We start from the raw sequence: 25,923 nt of genomic DNA on the forward strand, positions 1-25,923 counted from the left end.
TGATCCAGAAATACCTAATTATGAAGAAACTATACACATATCTCCTTTCTTTTCTTCTGCTAATCCCTTCAATTGGTATTGGTCAGATAATTATTTCAGATCCAACCTTTCCTACCGAAGATAAACCTGTAACAATAACCTTTGATGCCTCATTAGGTACAGCAGGATTACTGGATTACACCGGCGATGTATATGCTCACACTGGAGTGATCACAGATCAAAGCACTTCAACCAGTGATTGGAAGTATGCCCCAACCTGGGGAGATAACAATGAAAAATACAAACTTACATCACTTGGCAATAACAAGTGGCAATTAAGTATTACACCCAGCATTCGCGAATATTACGGCGTAACAAGCGGTGAGAAGATATTAAAAATGGCTTTTGTTTTTAGGAGTTCCGACAATTCGAAAGAAGGAAAAGGAGACGGAGGAACAGACATATTTGTTGACTTAAGCGAAGGTGGACTCAATGTTGAATTCGCAAAACCAGTTGACAATGCCATTTTTGGAAAAAATGAATCAGTATTGATTACGGCAAATTCTGAAGCAAGTGATAATTTAGAGCTGCTAATCGATGGCGTAAGCATGACTTCCACCTCGTCAACTCAATTGAATTATTCCTATACTCCAAATGCCGCAGGCAATCACCAATTAATTGCTGTTGCAACTGCAAACGGTGAGGAAGCAAGAGATACTGTTAACATTGTGCTTCGGGAGGATACGCCCACAGCAACAAAACCTACCGGAATTAAAGATGGTATCAATTACATTGATGATAATACAGTTACCCTATCTCTTTATGCACCAAACAAAGAATATGTTTTTGTTATTGGTGATTTTAACGGTTGGAATTACGACAACAACTACCAAATGAACAAGGATGGAGACTATTTTTGGATTACTATCGACAAGCTTACGGCAGGAAAAGAATACATTTTCCAGTATGTTATCGACGGTGATATTAAAATTGCAGATCCATACGCTGATAAATTATTAGATCCGTGGAATGACCAATACATTTCGAGTACAACCTATCCAAATTTGATTCCCTACCCTACTGATAAAACAAGTGAAATTGCCAGCGTATTCCAAACAGCACAAACCACTTATACATGGTCCGATGCACAGTTTACTCCTCCGTCAAAAGAAGATTTAGTCGTTTACGAATTACATGTTCGTGACTTTACCGCAGCTGGTAATATTAAAACAGTTAAAGACACATTAGATTATTTGGAAAGACTTGGTGTTAATGTGATTGAATTAATGCCATTTAACGAATTTGAAGGAAATGATTCCTGGGGATACAATCCATCCTTTTATTTTGCTCCTGATAAAGCCTATGGCACAAAAAATGACTACAAAGCATTTATCGACGAATGTCACAGCAGAGGAATAGCTGTTTATATGGATATGGTTCTAAATCATACCTACGGACAATCACCGTTTTTACGCATGTACTTCGATGGTTCAAAACCAACGGCAGATAATCCATGGTACAATGTCACAAGCAATTTTGAAAATCCGGATGCCCAATGGGGTTATGATATCAATCACACAAGTACGGCGACACAAAAGTTAGTGGATCGGATTAATACCTATTGGATGAATGAATATCACATTGATGGATTTCGTTTCGATTTCACCAAAGGATTTTCAAACACTCCGCACAGCAACACAACCGATCCTTGGGGTGGACAGTACGACCCTCAGCGTATTGAAATACTAAAAAGGATGTCTACCGCAATTTGGAACGTTAAATCGAACGCTGTGGTGATTTTCGAGCATTTATCAGATAATGATGAAGAAAAAGAATTGGCCGCGCATGGTATCATGCTTTGGGGAAATGCCAACCATGAATACAGCGAAGCTTCCATGGGATATGCTTCTGATTTCAGTTGGTATTCATGGAAAGAGAGACAATGGGTCGGCCCAAAATTGGTGAATTATATGGAAAGTCACGATGAAGAACGCATGATGTATCGTAATCTCACCTATGGAGCTTCTTTAGGTGATTATAATGTAACAAACCTAAATACAGCTCTTTCGAGAGTTGAAACGGCAGCTGCTTTTTTCTTTGTCGTGCCTGGTCCAAAAATGGTATGGCAATTTGAAGAATTGGGTTACGATGTATCGATTGATGAAAATGGTCGGGTTGGCAAAAAACCAATCCACTGGGAATACCAGGATGATCCGAACAGAAAAAGACTTTATGAGGTATTTTCAGCACTAATCAAGCTAAAAAAAGAAGAAGTTGCCTTCGAATCGGAAGATTTTACACTGAATACAAATACGGTTTTAAAACGCATTGAGATCAATCATTCTGATATGGATGTTAGAGTAATTGGAAACTTCGATCTTAAACTGAGAAGTATTGATCCTAATTTCAGTAAAACCGGTACATGGTATGATTATTTTACCGGGCAAGCAATTACTGTTACTGATGTTAACGCATTTATTGATCTTGAAGCAGGAGAATATCATATTTACACAACAAAACAACTTTCCATTCCTGATGTAAAATCGGCACCTGTTGCTTCAAACATTACTATAAGCGGAACTTTCAGAGAGGATGAAACCCTAACAGCAAGTTATTCCTTTACGGATTTGAATAATGATCCGGAAGGAAATTCAATTTACAAATGGTACAGAGCAGACGATGCGAATGGAACCAATGAAACTGTTATAAGCGGTGCAAGCGCTAAAACTTATACACTTATTAGAGCCGATCGCGGTAATTTTATCCGCTTTTCGGTAACACCTGTTGCACAAACAGGTGAATTATTGCAAGGTGATATTGTTTACAGTGCATACAGCGAAGAAATCACCTACTCAACAGGCATTAATGATATTTTAAACAAAGAATTACGCCTGTACCCAAATCCGGTTCGTGATATTCTTCATCTCGAAAATCTAAAACAAGTAAATAAATTACAGCTTTTTGATTTATCAGGAAAAGCAATCATAGTTATAACAATGCCAAATGAATCGGCAGATTTAAACGTAAATAATCTAACAACAGGAACTTACATTTTAAGATTTGAAATGGAGGATGGTTCACAACTCAGTAAAAAAATAGTGAAGCAATAAACAGCGTTTTTCAATAGTTTTTAGATCAGATAAAATCCCGTTTTTTGGAACACCAAAAGCGGGATTTTTAACTACTTAATTGTCAGCTTCTCTCTATCTAACAATTGCAATTTTAACGCCGCATAAAAAACTAGTAAAACACTAAAACAAATGAAAGAACTGAAGAATTTTGATCTTGCTATTGAATGGTTTTGGCTTATTTGACGGGATGTGTAAAATAAAAAGTTGATCCTTCTTCAGGCGTTGAATCAAACCATATTTTGCCTCCTAATAATTCAATTAAACTCTTTGAGATAGATAATCCGATTCCAACTCCATTATATTTCCTTGAAAGCTCTTCATTCGCCTGTCTAAACAATCCAAAAATACTTTCCTGTACCTCCTCCGGAATTCCAATTCCTGTATCTTTCACAAAAAATTGTAACACTTCTTTCGAATTTGGATTGCAATCCTGAAATCCATATTCAATACTTCCTTTATCAGTAAACTTCAAAGCATTTTTTAATAAATTTAAAAAGATTTGCTTAAATCGATGTGGATCAGTATTTAAAACAAAATCCGAAAAATTAGGAGGAATGTTTAATATCAATTCGATATGTTCCTTTTCAAGCACATTCCTCTCAACATGAATTACAGCATCAATTTCATAAAACAAATTTAAGATACTATAATCTTCATGTTTAATTTTAACCGCACCGGATTGTATTAAACTAATATCGAACAGATCTTCTACAATATTTAATAAATTATGTCCACTTTGATTAATCATTTTGCAATATTCAATTGCTGTTTCAATACCTGTTTCATTATCGACCAATCCAGAAAACCCAATTACCGCATTTAAGGGAGTACGTAATTCATGCGACATAGTGGCTAAAAAAACAGATTTTAAACGATCCGATTCTGTTGCATCCCGTAAAGCTTTATACAATTCCTGTTCGGTTCTTTTTTGCTCGATAGAAATACTAATCTGATGCGAAACCAACTCAAGCATCTTCTTATCTTCTTTAGTTACGGCATTCTCGTCTTCATAACTTTGAATCACCAAAATACCAATCACCTTTTCTTTTCCCTTTAGAGGCATTCCCAACCAAATTTTGGAAGGTTCACCCTTAAGTTCCACTTCTCCTTTTGCCTCCAACTCATCCAATTCTTCAGCTGTTGCCAAAAGTGCTGTTTCATGATCAACAACCCAACCTGAAACAGTCTTGTCTTTAGGGAATTTCTCGAACGAATCATGTTCATCGTCATGAAAAGGCAGGCTAAACATCTCCGTTTCGTCATCATATAATGCAACAAAAAAGTTTGTTGTATCAATTATAGAAGACAACTCTTCCCTAATAAACTGAATAAATTCAAACAGTGTATTTTGCGAAAAAACAGCATTTGAAATATTTAATATGATCTTTTGAATTTGTTCTTGTCTCTTCCGTTCTGTAATATCTTCTTTAACAGCAATAAAATTAATAATTTGCCCACGATCATCCTTTATAGGTGATATTGTCGCAAACTCCCAAAACAATTCACCATTTTTTTTCTTATTCTGAAATTCTCCTCTCCATTCATTCCCCGACTTAATTTCCTCCCACATGGATTTATATAATTCCGCTTTATTATTTTTAGAACTTAGAATTCGAGGGTTCTCACCAATAACCTCCTCCAAAGAATAACCGGTAAGTTCATTAAATTTTGGATTTACATACTCAATATTCCCCTCGCAATTTGTAATTACAACAGAAACAGGACTTTGAATCACAGATTGGGATAACTTAAGCAATTCCGTCTTGGTATTCTTATAATTGGTAACATCACGAATGGAAAGCAAACATATAACCTTTCCTTTAAATGTAGAATTCTTAATTCGAACAACCACATCTATCTTTGAACCATCTTTTTTAGTGCCGATCGCTTGAATTCTATGGCGAAAATCTCTAGATTTTTCATCAAGCGAAACGATCCAGTACTCTTTCTCAATAAAACTAAAAATAGAAACACCCGATAATTCCAATTCAGAATACCCTGTCATTATTTCTGCCCGAGTATTTATTTCAACAATTATATCCTTATCAACAATAAAAACAGCTTCATTACTGGCATCCGCTAAAGTTTTATATTTACTTTCACTCTCTGCTAATTGTCTAATAATTTTACCTCGATCAAGTACAATCGCAGTTAAATCAGATAATTCTGAAATCAATTCAACATCTTTTGTATTGGGAATATTGGGTGTACGATGATAGATGGCAAAAGTACCCAGCACCTTACCAGAAGCATCTTTTATGGGTTCCGACCAACAAGATCCTAAATTTGCATCTTTTGCAATACTTTTAAAATCACTCCAATAAGGATGAGTATTAATATCTTCTACAATAACCCTTTCTCCAGTAAATGCAGCAGTTCCACATGATCCCATCCCATTCCTAATAGGAAGACCATTTACTGCTTTATTATAAAAGTCTGGCAAGTCGGGTGCGGTTTCCAATAACAAATGCTTTCCTTCCTCATCAACACACAGAATTGAACAAATTGAACCCTGAGAAATATTCTGAGCCCGTTTTACAATTTCATTCAAAATTGCTGTCTCTGATTCTCCTTTGTATAACAACTCCAATATACTCGATCGTAGTGCGTTCGCCTCTTTCATTCCTCTAAATTATTATATTTTAGCAATCACCAGCACTTCCTGAACAATTTAATTTAAATTCAAATTGATTTTAATACAATTATTTCACTTATTGAGAAGTAGTTATAGATGAATCTATTTTTAAATTTCACACTAAAAATTCATTAATGGGTATACCTAAATGCAATAGATACCTTAGTGCCTTCTCCATAAACAGACTCAAGACTAATTTTGCCATCATGTAAACGCAGAATAGATCTTGCAATTGGCAAACCAATACCAGAACCATTCTCCTTTATCAAATCCCGAAAAAAGGTTGACTCGATTTAAAATAACACATAAAACCATGAATCACAACAGTTTGAACCACACACAAACAAAATATCAATACACTCTCCTGTTTAAGCTTCCTTTACGACCGTTGTAGTCGTGGTAGCACAACCATTGTAGTCGTAGCAAGAGAGTGTCCTTTTTCAGTTAGTACATCAACTACGATTTGACGGAAACTAAAAAAAGTGCCGCTCCGAAGAGCAGCACTTTTTAAGGTTGCGTATATAAAGAGAAAACTTTATCCTACTAATTTGCTTTTAGGTTTCATCCTGTTCAGCATTTCCTTGGTTTTAAGATCCAAACGAGACTCTTTTTCTTCTGGTTGAGTAATCTCACCAGCAGCCTCCTCTGAAGTTCCACCCAAGCTATATAATCCTCTCAAAAGCATTGCTTGCTTTTCTTCGGCAGGAATTGCCTTGTAAGCTGCTTTTTTCTCGTCTTCAATTATTTGTTTTTCAGCCTCTTCAGCTTCTACTTTCGCGTAGTAAGCATCCGCTTTTCGATTCTTCAGGAAAGGACCTGCAACTGTTGGGAACAGTTCCAACAACAACATTTCTTTCTCATTCTCAGCAAGCTTAACGCCACCAAACTCTTCCAATATTGGATTCTCAGGTGATTTGTATTTGCTTACATCGAAAGCTGTAGCATCGCGCTGTCCGCAAATCTTCTGACGGTACTCCGGATCGATCTCAATTGGAGTTTCGCCATATTCACCCTTCACAAGGTTGAAGAATTGGTTGTTTACGTTTGTATAAGGAGCTTTGCCGCTATTCACATCCAACACATAATTTACTGCTTGAACACCAATAATTTGCGATGATGGAGTAACCAATGGAGGACAACCTGCAGCAACACGTACTTCCGGTACTTTCAATAGTACTGTTGGCAGCAAATCTTCCAATCCTAATCCTTTCAACTGAGCCAACATGTTGGTATACATACCACCTGGAATCTCAGCTGCTTTTACTTCTTCGTTTGGTGCAGGGAAGTTGAAGAATTTATCGATAGCGTTACATACGTCTAACAATTCTGCTTCTTTATCTGCTTTCGCCAATTCAATCGCTTTATCGAACAAAGCATCAATCTCTTTTGGAAGATAATCAGCTGTAATATCGAATTCCAATGGGAACATTTTGTATGAATCGAATTCTGCAATCCGACTACGGATTCCCTTTAATTCAGCATTAATTTTAACAACCGCATCTAAATTTACGCCAGTGTCCAAGCCTAACTTATCAGCAAAAATCTGAATAATTTCGAATGCCGGAGCCGCTGGTCCACCTGCAAAGTTCAGAATGTTTGTATCAACAATATCAACACCGTTAACAATTGCCATTAAAACAGCACCTAATCCGTAACCTGGAGTACAGTGAGTATGGAAATCAATCGGTACATTCAATTCACTTTTCATTCTTCTGATGATTTTCCCTGACAATGATGGTGGAATCAATCCAGCCATATCTTTCACGGTAATCATATCAGCACCCAAAGCCTGCATCTGTTTTGCCTTGTTCAGGAAGTAATCTACATCGAAAATCTTCTTAGGCAATCTCTTTCCGGACAGCAATGCTTTCCATCTTTGTTTCCCTGTAAATTTAGGATCAACAGTATAACAAACAGCACAGTCGGCAATACCACCGGCTTCTTTCATGTATTTGATGGTGGTTTCCATGTTCTTCACATCATTCAGACAGTCGAAGATACGCATGATACCCAAACCGGATTTCACTGCATTTCTATTGAAACCTTCGATTACTGATTCAGGATATGGAGAGTATCCGAACAGGTTTCTACCACGGGATAGAGCTGTTAAATAAGAAACATCACCAATCACTTCTTTGATTGACTCCAAACGGTGCCATGGATCTTCGTTCAGGTAACGCATTACTGAATCGGGAATTGCACCACCCCATACTTCCATTGCATAAAAATTGGCGTCCTTATACATCGGAAGAACTTTTTCAATTTCAGCCTGCGGAACACGTGTAGCAAACAATGACTGCTGACCATCACGAAGGGTAAGGTCACGAATCTTTAGTTTACCTGTACGTTTAATAGCAGCTCTTTCTGCAGCAATTTTCTTGCGGTTAACTTCTCTTTGAGCTTCGAATTCTGCTTTGCGCTTTCCTTCCAGATAACCTTTAGCTACCAATGGGAACAACTCAAGCAACATGAATTCTTTATTATCCTTTGCCAACTTCACGTTTCCGTACTGTGGCAATACTGGATTTTCAGGAGACACATAAGCATCTACATCGTATTCTACTTTTTCAGCTTTCCCGGTAATCTTTTTACGGAATTCAGGAGCAATCTCGATTGGAGTTGTTCCGTACTCTCCTTTTACCAAATTAAAGAACTGATTCGATACATTGGTATAGAACGGACGTCCTGAGTTCTCATCGATTACACAGTTTACAGCCTGAACACCAACAATTTGGGAAGAAGGGGTTACCAATGGCGGACAGCCAGCGTCCAAACGAACCACTGGTACCACTTCCAGCACTCTCTCTAACAGGGTTTCCAAACCTAAAGCTTTCAACTGATTAAGCATGTTGGTATACATACCTCCAGGAATTTCCGCATCCTTAACCATTTGGTTCGGAGCCGGGAAATTAAAATATGCTTCAATTGCGTGACATGCAACAAGTAATTCTGCTTCCTGATCGGCGTTCGCATACTTAATCGCATCATCGAATAACTGATCGATGTTGGCAGGCAATTTATCTTTTGTAATATCAAATTCAATAGGGAACTGCTTATAGCTGTCAACATCAGCTAAAGCATTCATACGAATTTCTTTTAGTATTTTATTGATCTCAACAACGGTTTTCGCATCACCATCCAGTTCGATACCTAATTTCTGACAGAAAATGTAAATCAATTCGTAAGCCGGTGCAGCAGATCCACCTGCAAAGTTCATGATGTTGGTATCGATGATATCAACGCCATTGATAATTGCAGTAAGAGCAGAAGCCAAACCATATCCAGGTGTAGAATGTGAATGGAAATCTACAGGAATATTTAATTCTTCTTTAAACCGGCGGATGATTTGACCTGCATACGAAGGAGAAGCCAATCCAGCCATATCTTTTAATGAAATCATATCGGCACCTAAAGCCTCAAGCTTCTTAGCCATATCAACAAAGTAGTCCAGATCAAAAATCTGATCAGGAAGGTTCTTTATTGTTAGTCTTTCAAGATCTTCTTTTTTGGTAGGAAATTTAGAATCAACAGTAAAACATACTGCACAATCAGCAATACCACCAGCTGCTTTCACATACTTAATGGTTGACTTCATGTTTTCGATATCATTCAAACAATCGAAAATACGCATGATTCCCAATCCAGACTTAACTGCCTGAGTATTGAAATCTTCAATTACTGATTCCGGGTAAGGACTATATCCAAAAAGGTTACGACCACGGGATAGAGCGGTAAGTTTGGAAACATCGCCTATCACTTCTTTAATCGACTCCAAACGATACCATGGATCTTCGTTAAGGTATCGCATCACAGAATCAGGAACTGCACCACCCCAAACTTCCATTGCGTAGAAATTAGCTTTCTTGTAAAGGTGTAGTACTTTTTCAATTTCTGCCTGTGGCATTCTTGTAGCAAAAAGAGATTGCTGACCATCTCTTAATGTAAGATCTCTAACTAATAACTTCCTTTTTTTCATACCCTGACTTGTTAATTTTATATCCCCAATTATTACTCGAGAGAGTTGCTTTAAATTGGAATCGAATCAATGCGATTTAATTCTGCATCAAAAATAAAAACAATTTTCCATTGGAGAAATTTTTCTGTATTATTAGCTGTATGTTGTACAATACACCGTTTAGTGGGTGTAAATACCCAATGGTATTAATGATTTTTTTCTTTAATAATAACATCTGAAAACTGCAATCGATAACGAGAATTGCAATCTTAACATGACAAATCACAAAAATAGTACTGAAATCAGCACTCCCAGAAATACGGCTTGTAAAATGACGAATACTTAACCGATAAAATCTACTGTTAATCATTAAATAAGCTTAAATACCCAGATCATTTCTTTCGATTTTACAAACCTGCTGTACAACATCCTCCATTCTGCAAAGTCAGTTAGATTTAATCCTCTTTTCCAAGAAGATTTATAGAGAAAACCATTTTCAATTTGAAATTTGGGAATTGGCTCTGCAAACGAATATTTCGTAAAAAGATGCTTACATTTACCGTGTTAAATTTTCGAGTAGTAAAAACCGCACTTTCATCTGTAAGTAATTCTTATTCAATGCAGATAAGGTGATAAAATATAATATTGTGAGTATAATTGGTCAGTTTGCATCGTTAAAAGTTGCCAAAATAGTCGATTTTGGAGTGTATTTACAGGGAGAAGATGAATCTTTAATTCTTTTGCCTACCAGATATGTGCCTCCTAAAACCCAATTGGATGATACTATTAAAGTATTTATCTATCGTGATTCGGAAAATCGAATTATTGCAACAACTCTTATTCCCTATGCAACAGTAGGTGAATTTGCTTATTTAAAGGTGAAAACAGTCAATAATTTAGGTGCATTTCTCGACTGGGGAATCGCTAAAGATTTGTTTGTTCCGTTTAGTGAGCAAAAGGACAACATGCAGGTTGGTTATTCTTACTTAATATTTGTGTACCTAGACAATGCATCGGGCAGAATTGTTGGAACTGCCAAAATTGAAAATGTACTTAGAGACGTAGAAACCTCGTATGCCGAAGGCGACGAAGTAGAAATCCTTATCGGACGAAGAAATGATTTGGGCTATCAGGTATTGATTAGCAACGACGCATTAGGGATGCTGTATCAGAATGAAATTTTTGAACCTGTTCGCTGCGGAGATGTGCGCAAGGCATATATTAAAAAAATCAGACCTGACGGAAAAATAGACATCAGCCTGCAAAAACAAGGTTACGAAAATAAGATTCCTGATTCCGGAGAACAAATTCTATCTCAGCTAAAGAAAGAAGATGGTTTTCTTCCTTTAAACGACAAAAGTTCGCCTGAAGATATTTATCACCTTCTAAATATGAGTAAAAAGAACTTCAAAAAAGCAGTAGGTCTGCTTTACAAACAAAAACTAATCACCATTGAAGATTCAGGCATATTTTTAGTGAAAGGTGCCAAATAAAAAAAGAAGAACAAACAACACAATTGCTAAACAACACAACACGAACTTATGAAGAAACAATTTAAAATGAGCTTGTTCATTTTAATGGCGTCAATTTCATTTTCTGCCGTTGCTCAGGACAAATCAGATTGGAAAAACGGTGTTCCGGAAGGATGTACCACCATAACGGTTGGCAAAACGGCTACTGTTGATGGCTCTGTTATTACGTCTCACACCGATGACAGTCACCGTACAAGAGCCTGGATGAATGTTGTTCCCGCTAAGAAGCACGACAAAGGAAATAAATTTGAATTGTTTGAACGCTCTGCCTGCGATAGTTTGGCAATGCCAACGTATCAGCACAAAAAAATCGGAGAAATCGATCAGGTAGAAAAAACCTACCAATTCTTAAATACCGCCTATCCTTGTATTAACGAAAAGCAACTGGCCATTGGTGAATCTACTTTTGGTGGTCATGAAGAATTGTTCTCTACAGAATGTTTAATTGATTGTCAGCGTTTGCAGCAATTAATGTTGGAAAGATGTTCTTCTGCCCGCGAAGCAATTACATTGGCTGATGATTTACTAAAAAAATACGGTTGGCGCGATTATGGCGAATGCCTTACCATTGCTGATAAAAAAGAGGTTTGGCATTTTGAGGTTGTTGGTCCGGGAAAAGGAAAAGTAGGAGCCGTTTGGGTTGCTCAACGTGTTCCAAACGATCACATTTCTGTAAACGCGAACGCCAGTACCATTAAAGAGATTGATTTAAAAAATCCGGATTATTTTATGGCATCGGAAAATATTTTTGATGTTGCCAAAGAAAACGGATGGTGGAAAGAAGGCGAAACTTTCCGCTGGAATTACGCTTATGCACCGGAGAGTCGTTTGTCTCTTGCTTCACGAAGAAGAGAATGGCGGGTACTTTCAATGGCAGCTCCTTTTTTGCATTTGGATGCCAACGATAAGGATTATCCTTTCTCGGTAAAACCGGATGAAAAAATAACAATGAATAAGTTGGTAGAGATCTTTAAAGATTACTACGAAGGAACCCCTTATAATTTTGTAAAGAATATCAAACAAGCGGATAAAGACGGCAATGAAGTGATATCTCCTTTTGCAAATCCTTTTATGCCTTACGATATGAATAAATTGTTTCGTGTGAATGGCGGATGGGATGAGTTGGGAGAAAGAACCATAGCCCGTTGGTATACTATGTATGCAACGATTATTCAATGTCGTGATTGGTTGCCTGATGAAGTTGGTGGCATTGTTTGGTTGGCACAGGATAATGTGGCAAGCTCAATTTATATTCCGGTTTATTCAGGATCAACAGATTTAGCTGAAAGCTATAAAGTAAAAGCCCGCACATTGGGATATACCCGCACTTCTGCATGGTGGGCTTTCAACAGATTAGGTACATTATCGGCTCAGCGATGGGGAGATATGCGTCACGATATCGACAAGGTGTTTATTCCATTACAAAAAAGCTATTTTGAAGAACAGGCGAAAATTGATGAACAATTCATGAGTTTGAACAAGAAAAAAAGAGTGGAATTCCTTACCAACAGAACCATTCAACTTGGAAACGAAGTGGTTGAAAAGGCTTGGGAAATTGGTGATGGAATCTGGACCAAATACGATGAGAAATTCTAAGATCCCTAAATATTGAATGAGAAAAGAGCAACTGATTGGTTGCTCTTTTTTTTGCAGCCTAATGTACAAACGGAGTCAAGCTCACCCTAATACCAAATTAACATCAAAATTGATCTTATAAAAATGCATTCATATTCCTCATCTTGTTTCGGAACAAAAAAGGGAGTAATTTGTTGAATCGTTAATATAAATATCATGGTATGCGAAAAATAATTGCAATAGGCATTTTACTTATCTCAACTTCTTTTATGAGCTTTGCCCAAGAGAGTATTCATCAATTTACCGTTACAGCTATTGACGGTTCAGAGTTTAATTTTGCTGATTTAAAGGGCAAAAAAATCATGATTGTCAATACGGCATCTAAATGTGGATTTACTCCTCAATACAAATTATTAGAGGCATTGTACAAGGAATATCAGGATAAAGATTTTGTAATTGTTGGCTTTCCTGCAAACAACTTCCTTTGGCAGGAACCTGGAACTGATGAAGAAATAAAAGAATTTTGCACCAAAAATTATGGGGTTAGCTTTCCCATGATGTCGAAAATATCAGTAAAAGGAAATAATATTCATCCAATTTACAGCTGGCTGACACAAAAGTCAAAAAATGGAGTGATGGATTCCAAAGTAAAATGGAACTTCCAAAAATACCTGATTGATGAAAACGGACAACTTGTTGATGTTCTTTATTCAAAAGAGAAACCCAATAGTGAAAAGGTAATTTCATGGTTAGAACAATAAATGAAATTCAACAAAAAAAGAGACGCGATGGCGTCTCTTCAATTTAATTGTATTGTTTGCTGTACTGATCTAATTTTTACGTTCCAATTCGTTTAAATTCTCCATTTTCTTTTTGCTCAGGAATGAGTAAATATCACCCAAATGTTCCTTCACCTTCTTGTTTCCAAATTCGTATACCTTCTCGGCCAAACCATCCAGAAAATCACGGTCGTGAGAAACCAGAATTATGGTTCCGTCAAATTCTTTTAAGGCAGCCTTCAAAATATCTTTGGTTTTCATATCCAAGTGATTGGTTGGCTCATCAAGAATCAGCAAATTCACCGGCTCCAGCAACAATTTAATCATTGCCAACCGGGTTTTTTCTCCACCGGACAGAACTTTCACCTTCTTTGTTGAGTTGTCACCTCCAAACATGAAAGCGCCTAATATATCTTTAATTTTTGTTCGAATATCTCCCTTGGCAATATCATCAATGGTTTGAAAAACAGTCAGATTTTCATCCATCAACGAAGCCTGATTCTGAGCAAAATAACCAATCATCGTATTATGCCCAAGCGTTAAGTTACCGCCATGCTCAATTTCCTGCATAATGGCTTTTACCAAAGTAGATTTTCCCTCTCCGTTTTTCCCCACAAAAGCAAGCTTCTCTCCTCTTTGTATTGTAAAATTCACCCCTGAAAATACGGTATGATCACCGTAAATTTTTTCAACATCTTCCATAATTACAGGATAATTTCCTGAACGTGGCGATGGTGGGAATTTTAAACGAAGTGCTGAATTATCTTCCTCATCAACCTCAACAATATCGAGTTTTTCGAGCATTTTCACCCGCGATTGAACCGCCAGTGTTTTGGAATACGTGCCCTTAAACCTGTCAATAAAAGTCTGATTGTCCGCAATCATTTTTTGTTGTTCATCAAATGCTTTTTGCTGATGAACTCTTCGCTCCTTGCGAAGCTCTAAATATTGAGAGTAATTTACCTTGTAATCGTAAATTCTACCCATTGTAATTTCGATGGTTCGGGTGGTAATTTTATCAACAAAAGCCCTGTCATGAGAAATAATCACAACAGCTTTTCCCGAATTAATCAGAAAATCCTCTAACCATTGTATCGATTCAATATCCAAATGGTTCGTCGGCTCATCCAAAAGAATTAAATCGGGATTTTGCAAAAGAATTTTCGCCAATTCGATTCTCATTCTCCAACCACCACTAAATTCACTGGTTGGTCTTGCAAAATCTTCCCGTACAAACCCCAAACCAAATAGTGTTTTCTCAACTTCCGAATCGTAGTTTATTTCTTCTATCGAATAGTATTTTTCACTTAAAGCAGAAACATCCTCAATCAATTTGTAGTAGCTCTCCGATTCAAAATCGGTTCGTGTACCCAATTCTACATTCATTTCCTCAATCTGCTTCTCCATTTCAAAAATGGAAGCAAAAGCCTGAGCCGTTTCTTCGAATACCGTACGGGTATTATCTGTCATTAAATGCTGTGGCAAATAAGCAATCACCTTATCCTTAGGACTTGAAACTCTTCCCCGGGAAGGACTTTCGGCTCCTGCAATTATTTTCAAAAGAGTAGATTTACCAGCCCCGTTTTTTCCCATTAAAGCAATTCTATCCTTTTCATTAATCACAAAGGAAATGTCTTTAAATAAAGTGGTTCCTCCAAATTCTACCGCTAAAGCATCTACACTAATCATCTCTTTAATTTAAATGAGCCGCAAAGATAATCACTTTAAGGAAATCTGAAATAAATTCTGTATGATTGGCATTTAAAATTTAAATAAGAACCCGATTAACACTAGTCACTTCTATCAGTTTCAATTCTCGTCAAGTTTATTCATTACTCATTTGTTGGTCACACTTTTGGGTCTGACAATTGGCTGTTCCAATCTTAAAGCAAGCATATTCTGAGCACAAGAAACCAAATAAGCTGGCCTTTTGTATATAAAAAAAGCATCCCAAAATGGGATGCTTACAGGCAAGTTGTTTTGCTTCTATTATTTCACTGCAACAACTAAATATTTTGATGCTTTCCAGAACTCATGAGGATCAAGAATTGTGATTGCTTCAATTTCTTTATCAGTTCCTTCAAATCGATAGGAATCACTGGGGTGAGATGTTACTAAACTAACTTTTCTTCCAGATACAGGAATAGTTGTTGTTTGAGTAATATCAATATTATTGAAATTTTCAGGATTAATTTTTTGGTTCAACATGTTCGTTGCTCCAATTCCTAAAATACCACCGGTACTTGTCACAACTTGCTTCTCCTTCAACTCTTTAATATCACCAATAACGTAATGTGCTGTGTTTAAATTGGCAGTTCGTTCTTCAATCGTCTTATTGATGCTGTCATTCTCAGTATTTAAAGCAATAACAGTCCCATTCAAATCAGTAACCTGACCATTCAAATGGTCAACTTTAACATTAAGCTGTGCAATTTGCTCCGATAAAGCATTAATTGAAATATCTTTTTCTTCAATTTGTGTTTTTAAACCAGCAACCAATTTCTTTAGTTTTGAGTTTTGATACCAGCTATTATTTAATTTTTTATCCAGACTTTCGAGCTTTGCCTTGTTTTCTTCCAAAAGATCGCGAACCAAACTTAAATCAGTAACGATTTTCGCTTTTTTTCCAATACTTGGATTTTCACTTGCACTAACAGCAATAATATTTTCTTTCTCTTTAATTATTGCCAGATTAGCAGAAATAACATCAAACGATTCAACAAAATCATCAATGGTAGAATCTTTTTCCTGAGCCATTTGTGTTAATTGAACATTTTGCTCGCGCAATTGCTTTAATTCTTTCTGATTACATGCTGTAAATAGAGGTAATACCAGGAGTGCAAATACTATCTTTCTCATAATTTCCAATTTTAATAAGTTTACATCAATTCAAATTCACAGGTCAATATGAGAAATCTGTGCCAGAAATAAAATCAAATGAAAACTCTGCACACAAAAGCAAACTAAACACTCATTACCAACACAATACACCCCAAAAAATAATGTTAATTTTCATTTTTTTATTTTTAAACAGGTAAATATGTGTGGAATCTTTCCCACAGTTTGTAGAAACAATTTCTACAAACAAAAAGTGCCCGCATAAATGCAGGCACGGGGGGATAATACCAAATTAACATCAAAACTTAACCTGAAAGCTATCGGTTATCTTTTGTTCCAGATTAAAGATGCTGCACCTAAAACCGCTGCGTCATCCTCAATTCCTGAAGCTAATAGTTTAACTTTCCCTTTGTAGATGGAAAGAAGTTGTTCTTCGAGTGTTTCAGCAACCGGAGTAAAAAGAAGATCTCCTGCCTTTGTTAACCCACCAAATAGAAAGATTGCCTGCGGACTGGTTACCGCAACTACATTAGCCAGAACCTCTCCCAGCATTCTTGCAGTATATCTAAATGTTTCTTTTGCAACTAAATCGCCTCTGCCGGCCGCTTCCGCAACCATTTTTGCTGTCAGCCGGCTAAACGGGATATCTCTCAGCTCACTATCACCCATGTGCCGCGCCAACAACTTATAAACAGTTCTTTTAACTCCTGTTGCCGATACATAAGTCTCCAAACACCCCTTACGTCCGCAGCCACATTCCCGTCCGCTCGCGCGAACAATCATATGTCCGACCTCACCTGCAAAGCCATCGTGACCATATAGCAAATCGCCGTTCACCACAATTCCACTTCCCAATCCGGTTCCCAAAGTAATCACAATGAAATTATCCATTCCTTTTGCAGCACCAAAAACCTTTTCTCCCATTGCGGCAGCATTGGCATCGTTGGTAATAATTACAGGAACATCTATTCTCTTTTTCACTAAACTTGCCAAAGGTACACTCCCCTTCCACCGCAAATTAGCTGCATTTTCAATTGTTCCCGTGTAAAAACTGGCATTGGGAGCACCAATACCAACTCCTATTATTTTCATTTTTTCAGCTGATCCATTCATAACAGATTCAACCTCAACAAACAATTCATCTAAATAATCCTCAATAGCCGCGTGCTTTTGAGTTGGTAAACTTCCTGTTACCAAACAATTCCCTTCCGAATCAATACAGCCAAAAACTGTATTGGTTCCACCTATATCAATACCTAAAGCAACTTCCTTCATCCCTAAAAATAAATAATTAATTACGCGTGTTTGTGTCCTCTTAAGGCATAGAATAAAATGTATCCGTAACAGATAATGGTTAAAGCAAATGCATTTCGCAATCCGAAATTATCGGCTAACACACCCATTATCATTGGGATTATTGCACCTCCAACAATCGCCAAACACAAAATACCTGACCCCTGACTGGTATATCTACCCAAACCATCAATTGCAAGCGTGAAAATAGTCGGGAACATGATTGAGTTAAACAATCCTACCAAAACAAGACTCCACATGGCAACATATCCATTCGTAAGCATACTGACAACAACTAAAGCTACAACCATAACGGAATTGAAAGCCAATACTTTTGAGGCTGATACCTTTTGCATGATTGCTGATCCTATAAACCGGCCGACCATCGCTCCACCCCAAAATACCGAAACATAGCTGGCCGCTTCTGCTTCACCAAACAGGTGCAGTCCTTCGTCTCCAAAATACATTACCAAAGCACTACCTATGGAAACCTCTGCACCAACATAAGTAAAAATAGCAACAGCACCCAAAATTAAATGTCTGAATTTCCATACCGAACCTTCTGCTTTTTCTTCCTCAACATCCTGAATTTTCGGCAACTTCACCAAAGCAAAAATCACAGCAATTACAGCCAGTGCAATTGCCAATCCAAGATATGGCATTTGAACCGCTTCAGCCTTGCCTGCACTATCAATACTTGTGTTATCCAATATTAAATAAGCACCAAAAATTGGAGCTACAGTAGTTCCCAAACTATTAAATCCTTGTGTAAGATTCAAACGGCTTGATGCCGTTTCGGGCGTACCCAATTCTGCAACAAAAGGATTTGCTGCCACCTGAAGAATAACAATTCCTACAGCCAGTACAAACAAAGCAAAAAGAAAAAATCCGTAGGACAAAAATGCTGCTGCAGGAAAAAACAAGGCAGCACCCATAGCTGCGATACCCAATCCGGTTACAATTCCCATTTTATAACCAATCTTTCCAATAATCCAACCGGCCGGCAATGACATTAAAAAGTAGGCACCAAAAAAGGTAAACTGTACCAACATTGCCTGCGTAATTGATAATTCAAACAATCCTTTTAAATGAGGAATTAAAATATCGTTCATGCAGGTTAAAAATCCCCACATAAAAAACAGAGAAGTCAGCAGGGCTAAAGCTCCTTTGTAATTCATTCCTTGCGCCTGTGTGCCGGAATTACTCTTACTATTCGTACTAATTGAGACCATAAGTATATTTTTTCAATCGTTTGTATTTCTGTTTACAAATCTCAACCAATTTCTTATGAATTAGTTTTACTATTTTATCATTTTATTACACTATATTCACACTTTGCTAATAACAAACGATAGCAAAAGGCAATAATGCACAAGTACTGCTTTTAAAGGTAATGTTTTGATGTTTGAAGTTAAGACTAAAAACGGCAAATAATATATTAGCTTTTATTCAATCAATACAAAGCAATGCAGGTAAAATAATACAACTATGTCACTACTACTTGAAGAAATACCAATAAAAAATGAGCATTCGTTTCGATCTAAAATTGATGTTTTACCCCACATTGAAGTTCCGTGGCATCACCATCCCGAGTTTGAATTGATCTACATTGAAAAAAGCAGAGGCACTTTGGTGGTTGGTGACTGCATTGACAATTTTAAAGATGGAGATTTGATATTTATTGGTCCCAACACTCCTCATGTAATGAAGAACGATGAGTCTTACTATCAGAAAGAAAATGATTTGCGGGCCATTGCCTGGGTGGTTCATTTCAAAGACGATAGTTTTGGCAAAGAGTTCTTTCTTTTGCCTGAAATGTACCGGATCAGGAAATTTCTGACCAAGTCGTTTCAGGGAGTGCGCATTGAAGGCAGCTCAAAATACAAGATCATTCAGCATTTAAAAACACTTCATTCTTCGGAATACGCTCAGCGGATTCTTGTGTTGCTGCAGATATTACAGGTTTTGGCTCTATCGGATGATCTGGAGTATCTGGCATCGGATAATTTTGTAGAAACGTTCCAGCACAGAAACAATCAGAAACTGTATCAGATTTATGAATACGTAAGTAAAAACTTTCAGCAAAAAATAGAATTGGACGAGGCGGCTAAAATTGCCAACATGAGTAAAACCGCATTTTGCCGCTTCTTTAAAAGCAAAACGAATAAAACCTTTTCTGAATTTCTGAATGAAATGCGGATTAATTATGCAAAAAAACTTCTTGCCGAAGGCAGGTTAACGGTGGCTCAAATTGCCTACGAATGCGGCTTCAACAGTCCCTCCTACTTCAACAAGACTTTTAAAGCAGCGTCAGGAAAATCACCTCTTCAGTTAAGAGGAAAAAGTCTGGAATCGTTCCGATCCTAAAATCAGAAGAGATCGTGACAAGATTCCAGTAACTCCATTGAATGGGCGTATGTTTTTTCGGCATCGATGAGCAGGTATTTCTTTTCCAAATCGCGTAAGCAACCGGCACTGCTGCACAAGCGCAATTTATGAGCCCCGATTGTTTCGGCTCCGTAGTCAACACCAATGTGACCGCTGACCAGCGTTTTCATTGGTGAATGCTCGCGGTCCTTACTTGCGAACGCCAATAAATCATCAATCATTTCCAAATATTCCTCTCCATACTGCCGTTCGTTGCCATTCATTAAAACATCCCACAAATAATCCCCTTCGGCAGTATCCATAAACAGGGAACCAATCTGCGGATTGTAGGTGCGAATACTTTCAACATGCGCCACAAATTTCCCTTTATGAGAGTACTGTTTAAACCAGTTTACATCCATTTCCTTGCTGCGCGCATACCGATCAGAACTACCGGTATGGTTCACCAAAACGCCTCCTTTGGTTCTCAATACAAACGGCATATCCATAAAAAAGCCTACAATTTCTTCCCTGTTCTTTCGAATCCGGTTCTCGAACCAGGATGTAAACTCCAGATTTCCCCGATGCAAAGGGATATGATAGATGTGAACAAACTCATGATTCCCCAACAAACAGATCACATCGCTTCCCTTTTTATTTGCCTCCATTTTAATGAGTTCCTGAACCATTTCCAAGGATTCATCTTTTTGCTTTCCGGGATAAGCATGAATTAAATCGCCCAGAAAAACCAGATAATCTGCTTTTCCTTCGCTTTTTAGTTTTCCATACACCTTCAAAATCTGTCGAAAATCAAATCCGTTGCCATGCAAATCAGACACAATCATTAATTTTCCATACTGAATATCACAAATCATTTTTACTTATCTTTATAATTCAAGACTGAAGTATCTGCAAAATTTCTAAAAATTTTAGAAATTTACATTTACAAACTTACAACTACATTCAGATAAAATTAAAACTTTTAAGATATGCTTGAAAAATTGCTGAAAAACCCCGAAAAATATTTTTGGTCGATAAATAACGACGGTGATCTCGTTCTGGGAAATGCAGATCTTGGACTGAAAGCGAAACTCACTTTAACTTTAACCAATAAATGGATCAATCTGTCTCCTTTGGTTGAACGCAGCCCGGGAATTTACATCGGACGATCGAAAACCTACCTGAAAAACACACAGGAATACGAACTGATTGCAGAACTTTACAAATTAATTAAAGCCCAATTAAAAGAACCTACGCTAATAGAACGAGAGAAAACCTCGAAAAATACATATGCTTTTCTACTCAAATATTATCAGGAAAATAAATAATACCGACATATTTTGATTTTAAAATGGCACAATGATCAGATCAATTATAACTGCAGTATTCCTTAGTATCATCATCATCCAGCAAGCCGTGGCACAAAATCCCGATCAATTAAAATCAGGAGATCTTTTCCCCGAGATAAAAGGGGAATTGTTATCGTCTAAAATGATCACTCTTCCCGATCACTGCAAAGGAAAGGTGAGCGTTTTAATCATTGCATTTAAACGAGGTACGCAAGCCCAAATTGATACCTGGACCCAACCACTCCTGAAAGAGTTTAGCGCCCACAACGATTTCCGGTTTATTGAGGTACCCATGATCAGTAATCTTTACAATTGGATGTCGCACTATATTGACAATGGAATGCGCAGCGGCATTGCCGAACCAATGCACAAAAATGTAATGACATATTATGGTCCTTTGGGCAGCTATTACGACTACTTCGATGTTCAGGACAAAAAGCTGTGTTACCTTTTCCTTTTGGATAAAGAAGGTAGAATTCAGTTCCTTACCAAAGGTGAAGCCAAACCCGACGATCTGTCTGTTTTGCTTCAAAAAATAAAAGTGCTTTTAAACTCATAATCCAAATGCTTTTGTTTTAGATGACATGTTAATATTGTCATAAATGGGATGTAATCGATGCCAATAAATAATACCCCTTAAAAGTTATCATGATCTAAAAAAATAAATTAGAACTAATTCACAAAAACGTTTAGGACATATTTGATGGCATATCTGCATTTTCAAACTTTTTATCGAAATATTTAGTGAATAAAGTTTACTTTTAATGCCTCGATACAAAAGCATATAAAATGAATAAAAGAGGATTTGCAAGCGACAATTTTTCAGGAATATTGCCAGAGGTAATGGAAGCCATTCAGAATGCGAACCAAGGTCATGCAATGGCTTACGGCGGAGATTCGTACACAGCTGCCGCAATTGAAAAATTCAAAACCCTGTTTGGAAACAATATTGATGTATACTTTGCCTTCAACGGAACCGGAGCCAATGTTATTAGTCTTTCAACCTTAACCCAATCCTATCATTCTATTATTTGTCCGGCAACGGCTCACATTCAGGTTGACGAGTGCGGTGCCCCGGATAAATTTACAGGTTGTAAAGTAATTCCAATTGCCTGCAGCGATGGAAAAATAACACCCGAATTAATTCTTCCGCATCTGCACGGATTTGGTTTTGAGCATCACTCCCAGCCAAAAATGATTTCGATTACCCAGTGCACCGAATTGGGAACCGTTTATACGCCGCAGGAAGTAAAAGCAATCTGCGATTTGGCACACGCCAACAACATGTACGTTCATATGGACGGTGCACGGCTGGCAAACGCTGTTGTAAGTCTGGATGTTGATGTAAAAGAATTTACCACCCTTGCCGGTGTTGATGTGCTCAGTTTTGGCGGGACCAAAAACGGCATGATGCTGGGCGAAGCAGTCATCTTTTTTAATCCCGAGCTATCGAAAGAAGCCAAATACATTCGCAAACAAAGCATGCAGCTTTGTTCTAAAATGAGATACATCGGCGCTCAGTTCGATGCCATGCTCACCAACGGATTGTGGCTGAAAACAGCCCGTCATGCCAACAAAATGGCCAAACTGCTCGAACAGGAAGTTCGGAAGATAGATCAGATACAAATCACCCAAAAAGTACAGGCCAACGGCATTTGGGCACTCGTACCTAAAGATAAAATTGAACAACTTCAGAAAGAATACTTTTTTTGGGTTTGGGACGAACATGCAGGCGAAGTGCGCTGGCTGTGTTCCTTCGATACCACCGAAGAAGATATTCTTGGTTTTGTAAAACTTCTTAAACAAACTCTTTAATACCATTCACTGATAACCGATAACTGTTCACTGATAACTGACACAATGGCCTCTCTTCGTAAAAATTTCTCATTAAAAGATTACAATACATTTGGCCTGGAAGCCAATGCCAGATATTTTTTCGAATTCGATACAATCGAAGAAATTCAAGACTTTTTAAGCAAGAATAACATCCTGAGCATTCAATACCTGCTGTTGGGCGGCGGCAGCAACCTTTTGTTTACCGAAGATTTTAAAGGTTTAATTATCCACCCCAAAGTAAAAGGAATAAAAATTCTTGAAGAAGATGATGATTCGGTTTTGGTTCGGGCTGGTGCCAACGAAAATTGGGACGAATTTGTGGCCTGGAGTGTTGAGAACAATTTATCGGGCATTGAAAATCTGTCGCATATTCCGGGTGTGGTTGGTGCAGCACCCATCCAAAACATAGGAGCCTATGGTGTTGAGGCAAAAGACGTGATCGAAAGCGTGGAGACCATATCCATTGAGAGCAACAAAAAAGTAACTTTCAGCAATGCACTCTGCGAATTCGACTACCGGTACAGCGTATTTAAAAACGAATACAAAAATCAATTCATTATTACCCACGTTAACTTCCGATTCAGCAAACAGTCCGAATTTAAAGTTCATTACGGCGCCATTGCCCGGGAGCTGGAAGCTTACAATGAAGTGAATCTGAAAAATATCCGCGAGGTAATCATCAAAATCCGCGAAAGCAAACTGCCCGACCCTAAAGTACTGGGCAATGCAGGCAGTTTTTTCAAAAATCCGGTGGTTGCCAAAGCTGAAGCCGATGCCCTAAAAGCCAAACACGAAGACATGCCCGTTTACGAGCTAAGCGAAACACAAAGCAAACTGGCTGCCGGCTGGATGATTGAGCAATGTGGCTGGAAAGGCAAACAAATCGGCGATGCCGGTGTTCACAAAGATCAGGCGCTGGTAATCGTGAATCATGGCCATGCAAAAGGATCTGAAATTCTTCAGCTGGCCAACGAAATCAGAAAATCGGTACTCTACAAATTTGGCGTGAAGCTGGAGATGGAAGTAAATGCGGTTTAATCAGCCCAATGTGATGATGAAAAGTAATACCGCATTTTTTTTTCGATCGCCGCAGCTCAATAAATAAGAGAAACAATATAATATTGTATCAGTCTTGTTCTAATTGATTTTAGTAATTGGGCTTTCCGCCCAAACCCGACATCATTTCTTGTCTTGAAACAAGAAACGAAGCAAAGAAATTCAAGGCTGCTTTTTAAAAAACTTCCTTATTTAACTCAAATCTAAGTGTGGCCGGGCGATCTTCGAACAAGTTCTCAGCTTCCCGGTCTTACTAAATATTTGAACTAAAGCGAAAGCCCTTTAAAAAAGATGCCAATTAAAAACACATAAAAAACCCCTTTTAACAATTGTTAAAAGGGGTTTGCTTCAGTTTGTATGTAGTTGTAAGTAATTCTCTCTAGTTCAATTCCTGATTTACTTTTTCCTTTTTGCGTTGTAAGGCAGCCAAACGGTCGCGCAGCTTGTTATTGCTGGTTTCAATTAATGTATTTACCACATCGGTAAAAGGTTTGTATTTCGCCGGGTTTGCTTTTGCCATTGCGGCTAAATAAACCAACAACTCATTGTTAATGATGCTCTTCACTTCCTGTGCAACAACCGATGCCGATTTGGCATTTTCCCGTTCGTTTTTGTCTTCGATTAATTTAGAGGCCGAGACATCAAAATCGGCCTGCGATTGCTCCACATTATCCATCAGTTGTTTTAAATCAGGTATTGCCCGAACACATTCCTCCAATTCGGGCGCATTTAAATCGCTCAACATGGCGCGTACTCCGGCGCTTTCTATGGTATACGATTCTTCGGTAATTTTCATCCCGTAACGATCCAAAACTTCTTTTATCCGCAAAGCCTTTTCCTGACCGGCACTGGGGCGGCGCATGCATTTGGCTTTTACTTCATAAAAAACGGCGCGCAGATCCAAATCACGTGCCTCATCCTTATCCTTTAATTCACTATTCAACCAACCCGCATTCATCTTCCCAATTAACTCGTTCGATATCCCGGATAATTTTTCGAATGTTATGCTGAAGTAAGCATCTTCTGTTATCGGGTATTTTTTACTTAATTCTATTATGCCTTGGCAGGCTTCTGCTGTTTCACTTGTGTTCAACTTTACGTTTATTGCTTTCATAACTATTTTGTTTTATTTTTTCGAAGCCTTAAATTATCAACAATTATTCGACAAAACAAACAAATAATTAATTTATTATGAATATCGTAAAACTTTAAAACACCAATTAATAAAAGAAAAAACCAATATAGCACACAAACACCAGTAAAAACAAGCAGTACAAAGCAACCCAAAAATTATTTATACACATAACAAATTAAAGAAAACTTACTATCAGTTTACTCTACCTGTTTTAAAATACAATACAGGTATTTAACCATTCAACTTACACAATCTAAAAACGTGGCATAGCATCCATTTAATCGGACGACTCATTTCCCTGAGAAATACAACAACTTTTTATTTGGTGAGCTTATTTCCCTGAGAAATACAACAACTTTTTGCTTGGTGAGCTTATTTCCCTGAGAAATACGACAACTTTTTGTTTGGTGGGCTTATTTCCCTGAGAAATACGGCAACTTTTTGCTTGGTGGGCTTATTTCCC

Annotated in this window: 18 protein-coding genes; 9 read left to right on the forward strand and 9 right to left on the reverse strand. The window is 37.6% G+C overall.

The genetic code is table 11. The annotated features are described in order from the left end of the window. Nucleotides 1–20: 20 nt before the first annotated feature. The gene (locus QUH73_RS12680; RefSeq protein WP_289530809.1) at nt 21–3,089 is read left to right on the forward strand and encodes an alpha-amylase family glycosyl hydrolase; all 3,069 of its coding nucleotides are present in this window, start codon (nt 21–23) and stop codon (nt 3,087–3,089) included. Nucleotides 3,090–3,285: 196 nt separating this feature from the next. Here the strand turns inward: QUH73_RS12680 and QUH73_RS12685 are convergent, their stop codons facing one another. The 3 genes from QUH73_RS12685 to QUH73_RS12690 form a co-directional block, all read right to left on the reverse strand. Then, nucleotides 3,286–5,733, reverse strand: a complete 2,448-nt coding sequence (locus QUH73_RS12685) for a sensor histidine kinase (RefSeq protein WP_289530810.1) — start codon at nt 5,731–5,733, stop codon at nt 3,286–3,288. Between the two features lie 143 nt (nt 5,734–5,876). Next, nucleotides 5,877–6,014: an ATP-binding protein gene (locus tag QUH73_RS20915; protein WP_442913417.1), complete on the reverse strand. Its 138-nt coding sequence runs from the start codon at nt 6,012–6,014 to the stop codon at nt 5,877–5,879. Nucleotides 6,015–6,280: 266 nt separating this feature from the next. Further along, nucleotides 6,281–9,721 carry a hypothetical protein gene (locus QUH73_RS12690; protein WP_289530811.1) on the reverse strand — a complete coding sequence of 1,147 codons (3,441 nt, stop codon included), beginning with the start codon at nt 9,719–9,721 and terminating at the stop codon, nt 6,281–6,283. Between the two features lie 626 nt (nt 9,722–10,347). Here QUH73_RS12690 and QUH73_RS12695 point away from each other — a divergent pair. The 3 genes from QUH73_RS12695 to QUH73_RS12705 all read left to right on the forward strand — a co-directional run bounded on the left by QUH73_RS12695 (nt 10,348) and on the right by QUH73_RS12705 (nt 13,568). Continuing rightward, on the forward strand, nt 10,348–11,193 hold the full coding sequence (locus QUH73_RS12695; RefSeq protein WP_289530812.1) for a CvfB family protein: 846 nt from the start codon (nt 10,348–10,350) through the stop codon (nt 11,191–11,193). 48 nt (nt 11,194–11,241) lie between these two features. Continuing rightward, nucleotides 11,242–12,828, forward strand: a complete 1,587-nt coding sequence (locus QUH73_RS12700) for a dipeptidase (RefSeq protein ID WP_289530813.1) — start codon at nt 11,242–11,244, stop codon at nt 12,826–12,828. 200 nt (nt 12,829–13,028) lie between these two features. After that, complete coding sequence (locus QUH73_RS12705) at nt 13,029–13,568, forward strand: glutathione peroxidase (protein ID WP_289530814.1); 540 nt, start codon at nt 13,029–13,031, stop codon at nt 13,566–13,568. A gap of 69 nt (nt 13,569–13,637) precedes the next feature. Here QUH73_RS12705 and QUH73_RS12710 read toward each other — a convergent pair whose 3' ends face one another. From QUH73_RS12710 to QUH73_RS12725, 4 genes are all read right to left on the reverse strand, one after another. Next, entirely contained in the window at nt 13,638–15,275 is a 1,638-nt protein-coding gene (locus QUH73_RS12710) for an ABC-F family ATP-binding cassette domain-containing protein (protein ID WP_289530815.1), read from the reverse strand. A 300-nt stretch (nt 15,276–15,575) separates the two neighbouring features. After that, nucleotides 15,576–16,445 (reverse strand): Cbp1 family collagen-binding glycoprotein adhesin, encoded by an 870-nt coding sequence (locus QUH73_RS12715; protein ID WP_289530816.1) that lies wholly within the window; start codon nt 16,443–16,445, stop codon nt 15,576–15,578. Between the two features lie 303 nt (nt 16,446–16,748). Continuing rightward, nucleotides 16,749–17,699, reverse strand: a complete 951-nt coding sequence (locus tag QUH73_RS12720) for an ROK family protein (RefSeq protein ID WP_289530817.1) — start codon at nt 17,697–17,699, stop codon at nt 16,749–16,751. 20 nt (nt 17,700–17,719) lie between these two features. Then, nucleotides 17,720–18,949 carry a sugar MFS transporter gene (locus QUH73_RS12725; protein ID WP_289530818.1) on the reverse strand — a complete coding sequence of 410 codons (1,230 nt, stop codon included), beginning with the start codon at nt 18,947–18,949 and terminating at the stop codon, nt 17,720–17,722. A 256-nt stretch (nt 18,950–19,205) separates the two neighbouring features. Between QUH73_RS12725 and QUH73_RS12730 the strand changes: the two genes are divergently transcribed. Then, nucleotides 19,206–20,084, forward strand: coding sequence for an AraC family transcriptional regulator (locus QUH73_RS12730; protein ID WP_289530819.1), 879 nt, complete (start codon nt 19,206–19,208; stop codon nt 20,082–20,084). A 2-nt stretch (nt 20,085–20,086) separates the two neighbouring features. On the opposite strand, the gene QUH73_RS12735 is transcribed toward QUH73_RS12730, so the two are convergent. After that, nucleotides 20,087–20,959: a metallophosphoesterase family protein gene (locus tag QUH73_RS12735; RefSeq protein WP_289530820.1), complete on the reverse strand. Its 873-nt coding sequence runs from the start codon at nt 20,957–20,959 to the stop codon at nt 20,087–20,089. 114 nt (nt 20,960–21,073) lie between these two features. On the opposite strand from QUH73_RS12735, the gene QUH73_RS12740 reads away from it, so the two are divergent. The 4 genes from QUH73_RS12740 (at nt 21,074) to murB (ending at nt 24,307) form a co-directional block, all read left to right on the forward strand. Then, a complete protein-coding gene (locus tag QUH73_RS12740) occupies nt 21,074–21,412 on the forward strand; it encodes a hypothetical protein (protein WP_289530821.1) in 339 nt (112 codons plus the stop codon). A 31-nt stretch (nt 21,413–21,443) separates the two neighbouring features. Next, complete coding sequence (locus QUH73_RS12745) at nt 21,444–21,992, forward strand: hypothetical protein (protein ID WP_289530822.1); 549 nt, start codon at nt 21,444–21,446, stop codon at nt 21,990–21,992. Between the two features lie 230 nt (nt 21,993–22,222). Next, entirely contained in the window at nt 22,223–23,248 is a 1,026-nt protein-coding gene (locus QUH73_RS12750; RefSeq protein ID WP_289530823.1) for a threonine aldolase family protein, read from the forward strand. Nucleotides 23,249–23,293: 45 nt separating this feature from the next. After that, entirely contained in the window at nt 23,294–24,307 is a 1,014-nt protein-coding gene (murB, locus tag QUH73_RS12755; RefSeq protein ID WP_289530824.1) for a UDP-N-acetylmuramate dehydrogenase, read from the forward strand. Between the two features lie 397 nt (nt 24,308–24,704). Here the strand turns inward: murB and QUH73_RS12760 are convergent, their stop codons facing one another. Then, on the reverse strand, nt 24,705–25,439 hold the full coding sequence (locus QUH73_RS12760) for a DUF6261 family protein (RefSeq protein WP_289530825.1): 735 nt from the start codon (nt 25,437–25,439) through the stop codon (nt 24,705–24,707). Nucleotides 25,440–25,923 lie beyond the last annotated feature (484 nt).

It is taken from the genome of Labilibaculum sp. K2S (assembly GCF_030372765.1).
GTDB lineage: Bacteria > Bacteroidota > Bacteroidia > Bacteroidales > Marinifilaceae > Labilibaculum.

What these genes read in the sequence shown, in the direction of transcription:
- QUH73_RS12680 (WP_289530809.1), top strand. Translation starts at nt 21, where the DNA reads ATGAAGAAACTATACACATATCTCCTTTCTTTTCTTCTGCTAATCCCT.
- QUH73_RS12685 (WP_289530810.1), bottom strand. Translation starts at nt 5,733, where the DNA reads ATGAAAGAGGCGAACGCACTACGATCGAGTATATTGGAGTTGTTATAC.
- QUH73_RS12690 (WP_289530811.1), bottom strand. Translation starts at nt 9,721, where the DNA reads ATGAAAAAAAGGAAGTTATTAGTTAGAGATCTTACATTAAGAGATGGT.
- QUH73_RS12700 (WP_289530813.1), top strand. Translation starts at nt 11,242, where the DNA reads ATGAAGAAACAATTTAAAATGAGCTTGTTCATTTTAATGGCGTCAATT.
- QUH73_RS12705 (WP_289530814.1), top strand. Translation starts at nt 13,029, where the DNA reads ATGCGAAAAATAATTGCAATAGGCATTTTACTTATCTCAACTTCTTTT.
- QUH73_RS12710 (WP_289530815.1), bottom strand. Translation starts at nt 15,275, where the DNA reads ATGATTAGTGTAGATGCTTTAGCGGTAGAATTTGGAGGAACCACTTTA.
- QUH73_RS12715 (WP_289530816.1), bottom strand. Translation starts at nt 16,445, where the DNA reads ATGAGAAAGATAGTATTTGCACTCCTGGTATTACCTCTATTTACAGCA.
- QUH73_RS12720 (WP_289530817.1), bottom strand. Translation starts at nt 17,699, where the DNA reads ATGAAGGAAGTTGCTTTAGGTATTGATATAGGTGGAACCAATACAGTT.
- QUH73_RS12725 (WP_289530818.1), bottom strand. Translation starts at nt 18,949, where the DNA reads ATGGTCTCAATTAGTACGAATAGTAAGAGTAATTCCGGCACACAGGCG.
- QUH73_RS12730 (WP_289530819.1), top strand. Translation starts at nt 19,206, where the DNA reads ATGTCACTACTACTTGAAGAAATACCAATAAAAAATGAGCATTCGTTT.
- QUH73_RS12735 (WP_289530820.1), bottom strand. Translation starts at nt 20,959, where the DNA reads ATGATTTGTGATATTCAGTATGGAAAATTAATGATTGTGTCTGATTTG.
- QUH73_RS12740 (WP_289530821.1), top strand. Translation starts at nt 21,074, where the DNA reads ATGCTTGAAAAATTGCTGAAAAACCCCGAAAAATATTTTTGGTCGATA.
- QUH73_RS12745 (WP_289530822.1), top strand. Translation starts at nt 21,444, where the DNA reads ATGATCAGATCAATTATAACTGCAGTATTCCTTAGTATCATCATCATC.
- QUH73_RS12750 (WP_289530823.1), top strand. Translation starts at nt 22,223, where the DNA reads ATGAATAAAAGAGGATTTGCAAGCGACAATTTTTCAGGAATATTGCCA.
- murB (WP_289530824.1), top strand. Translation starts at nt 23,294, where the DNA reads ATGGCCTCTCTTCGTAAAAATTTCTCATTAAAAGATTACAATACATTT.
- QUH73_RS12760 (WP_289530825.1), bottom strand. Translation starts at nt 25,439, where the DNA reads ATGAAAGCAATAAACGTAAAGTTGAACACAAGTGAAACAGCAGAAGCC.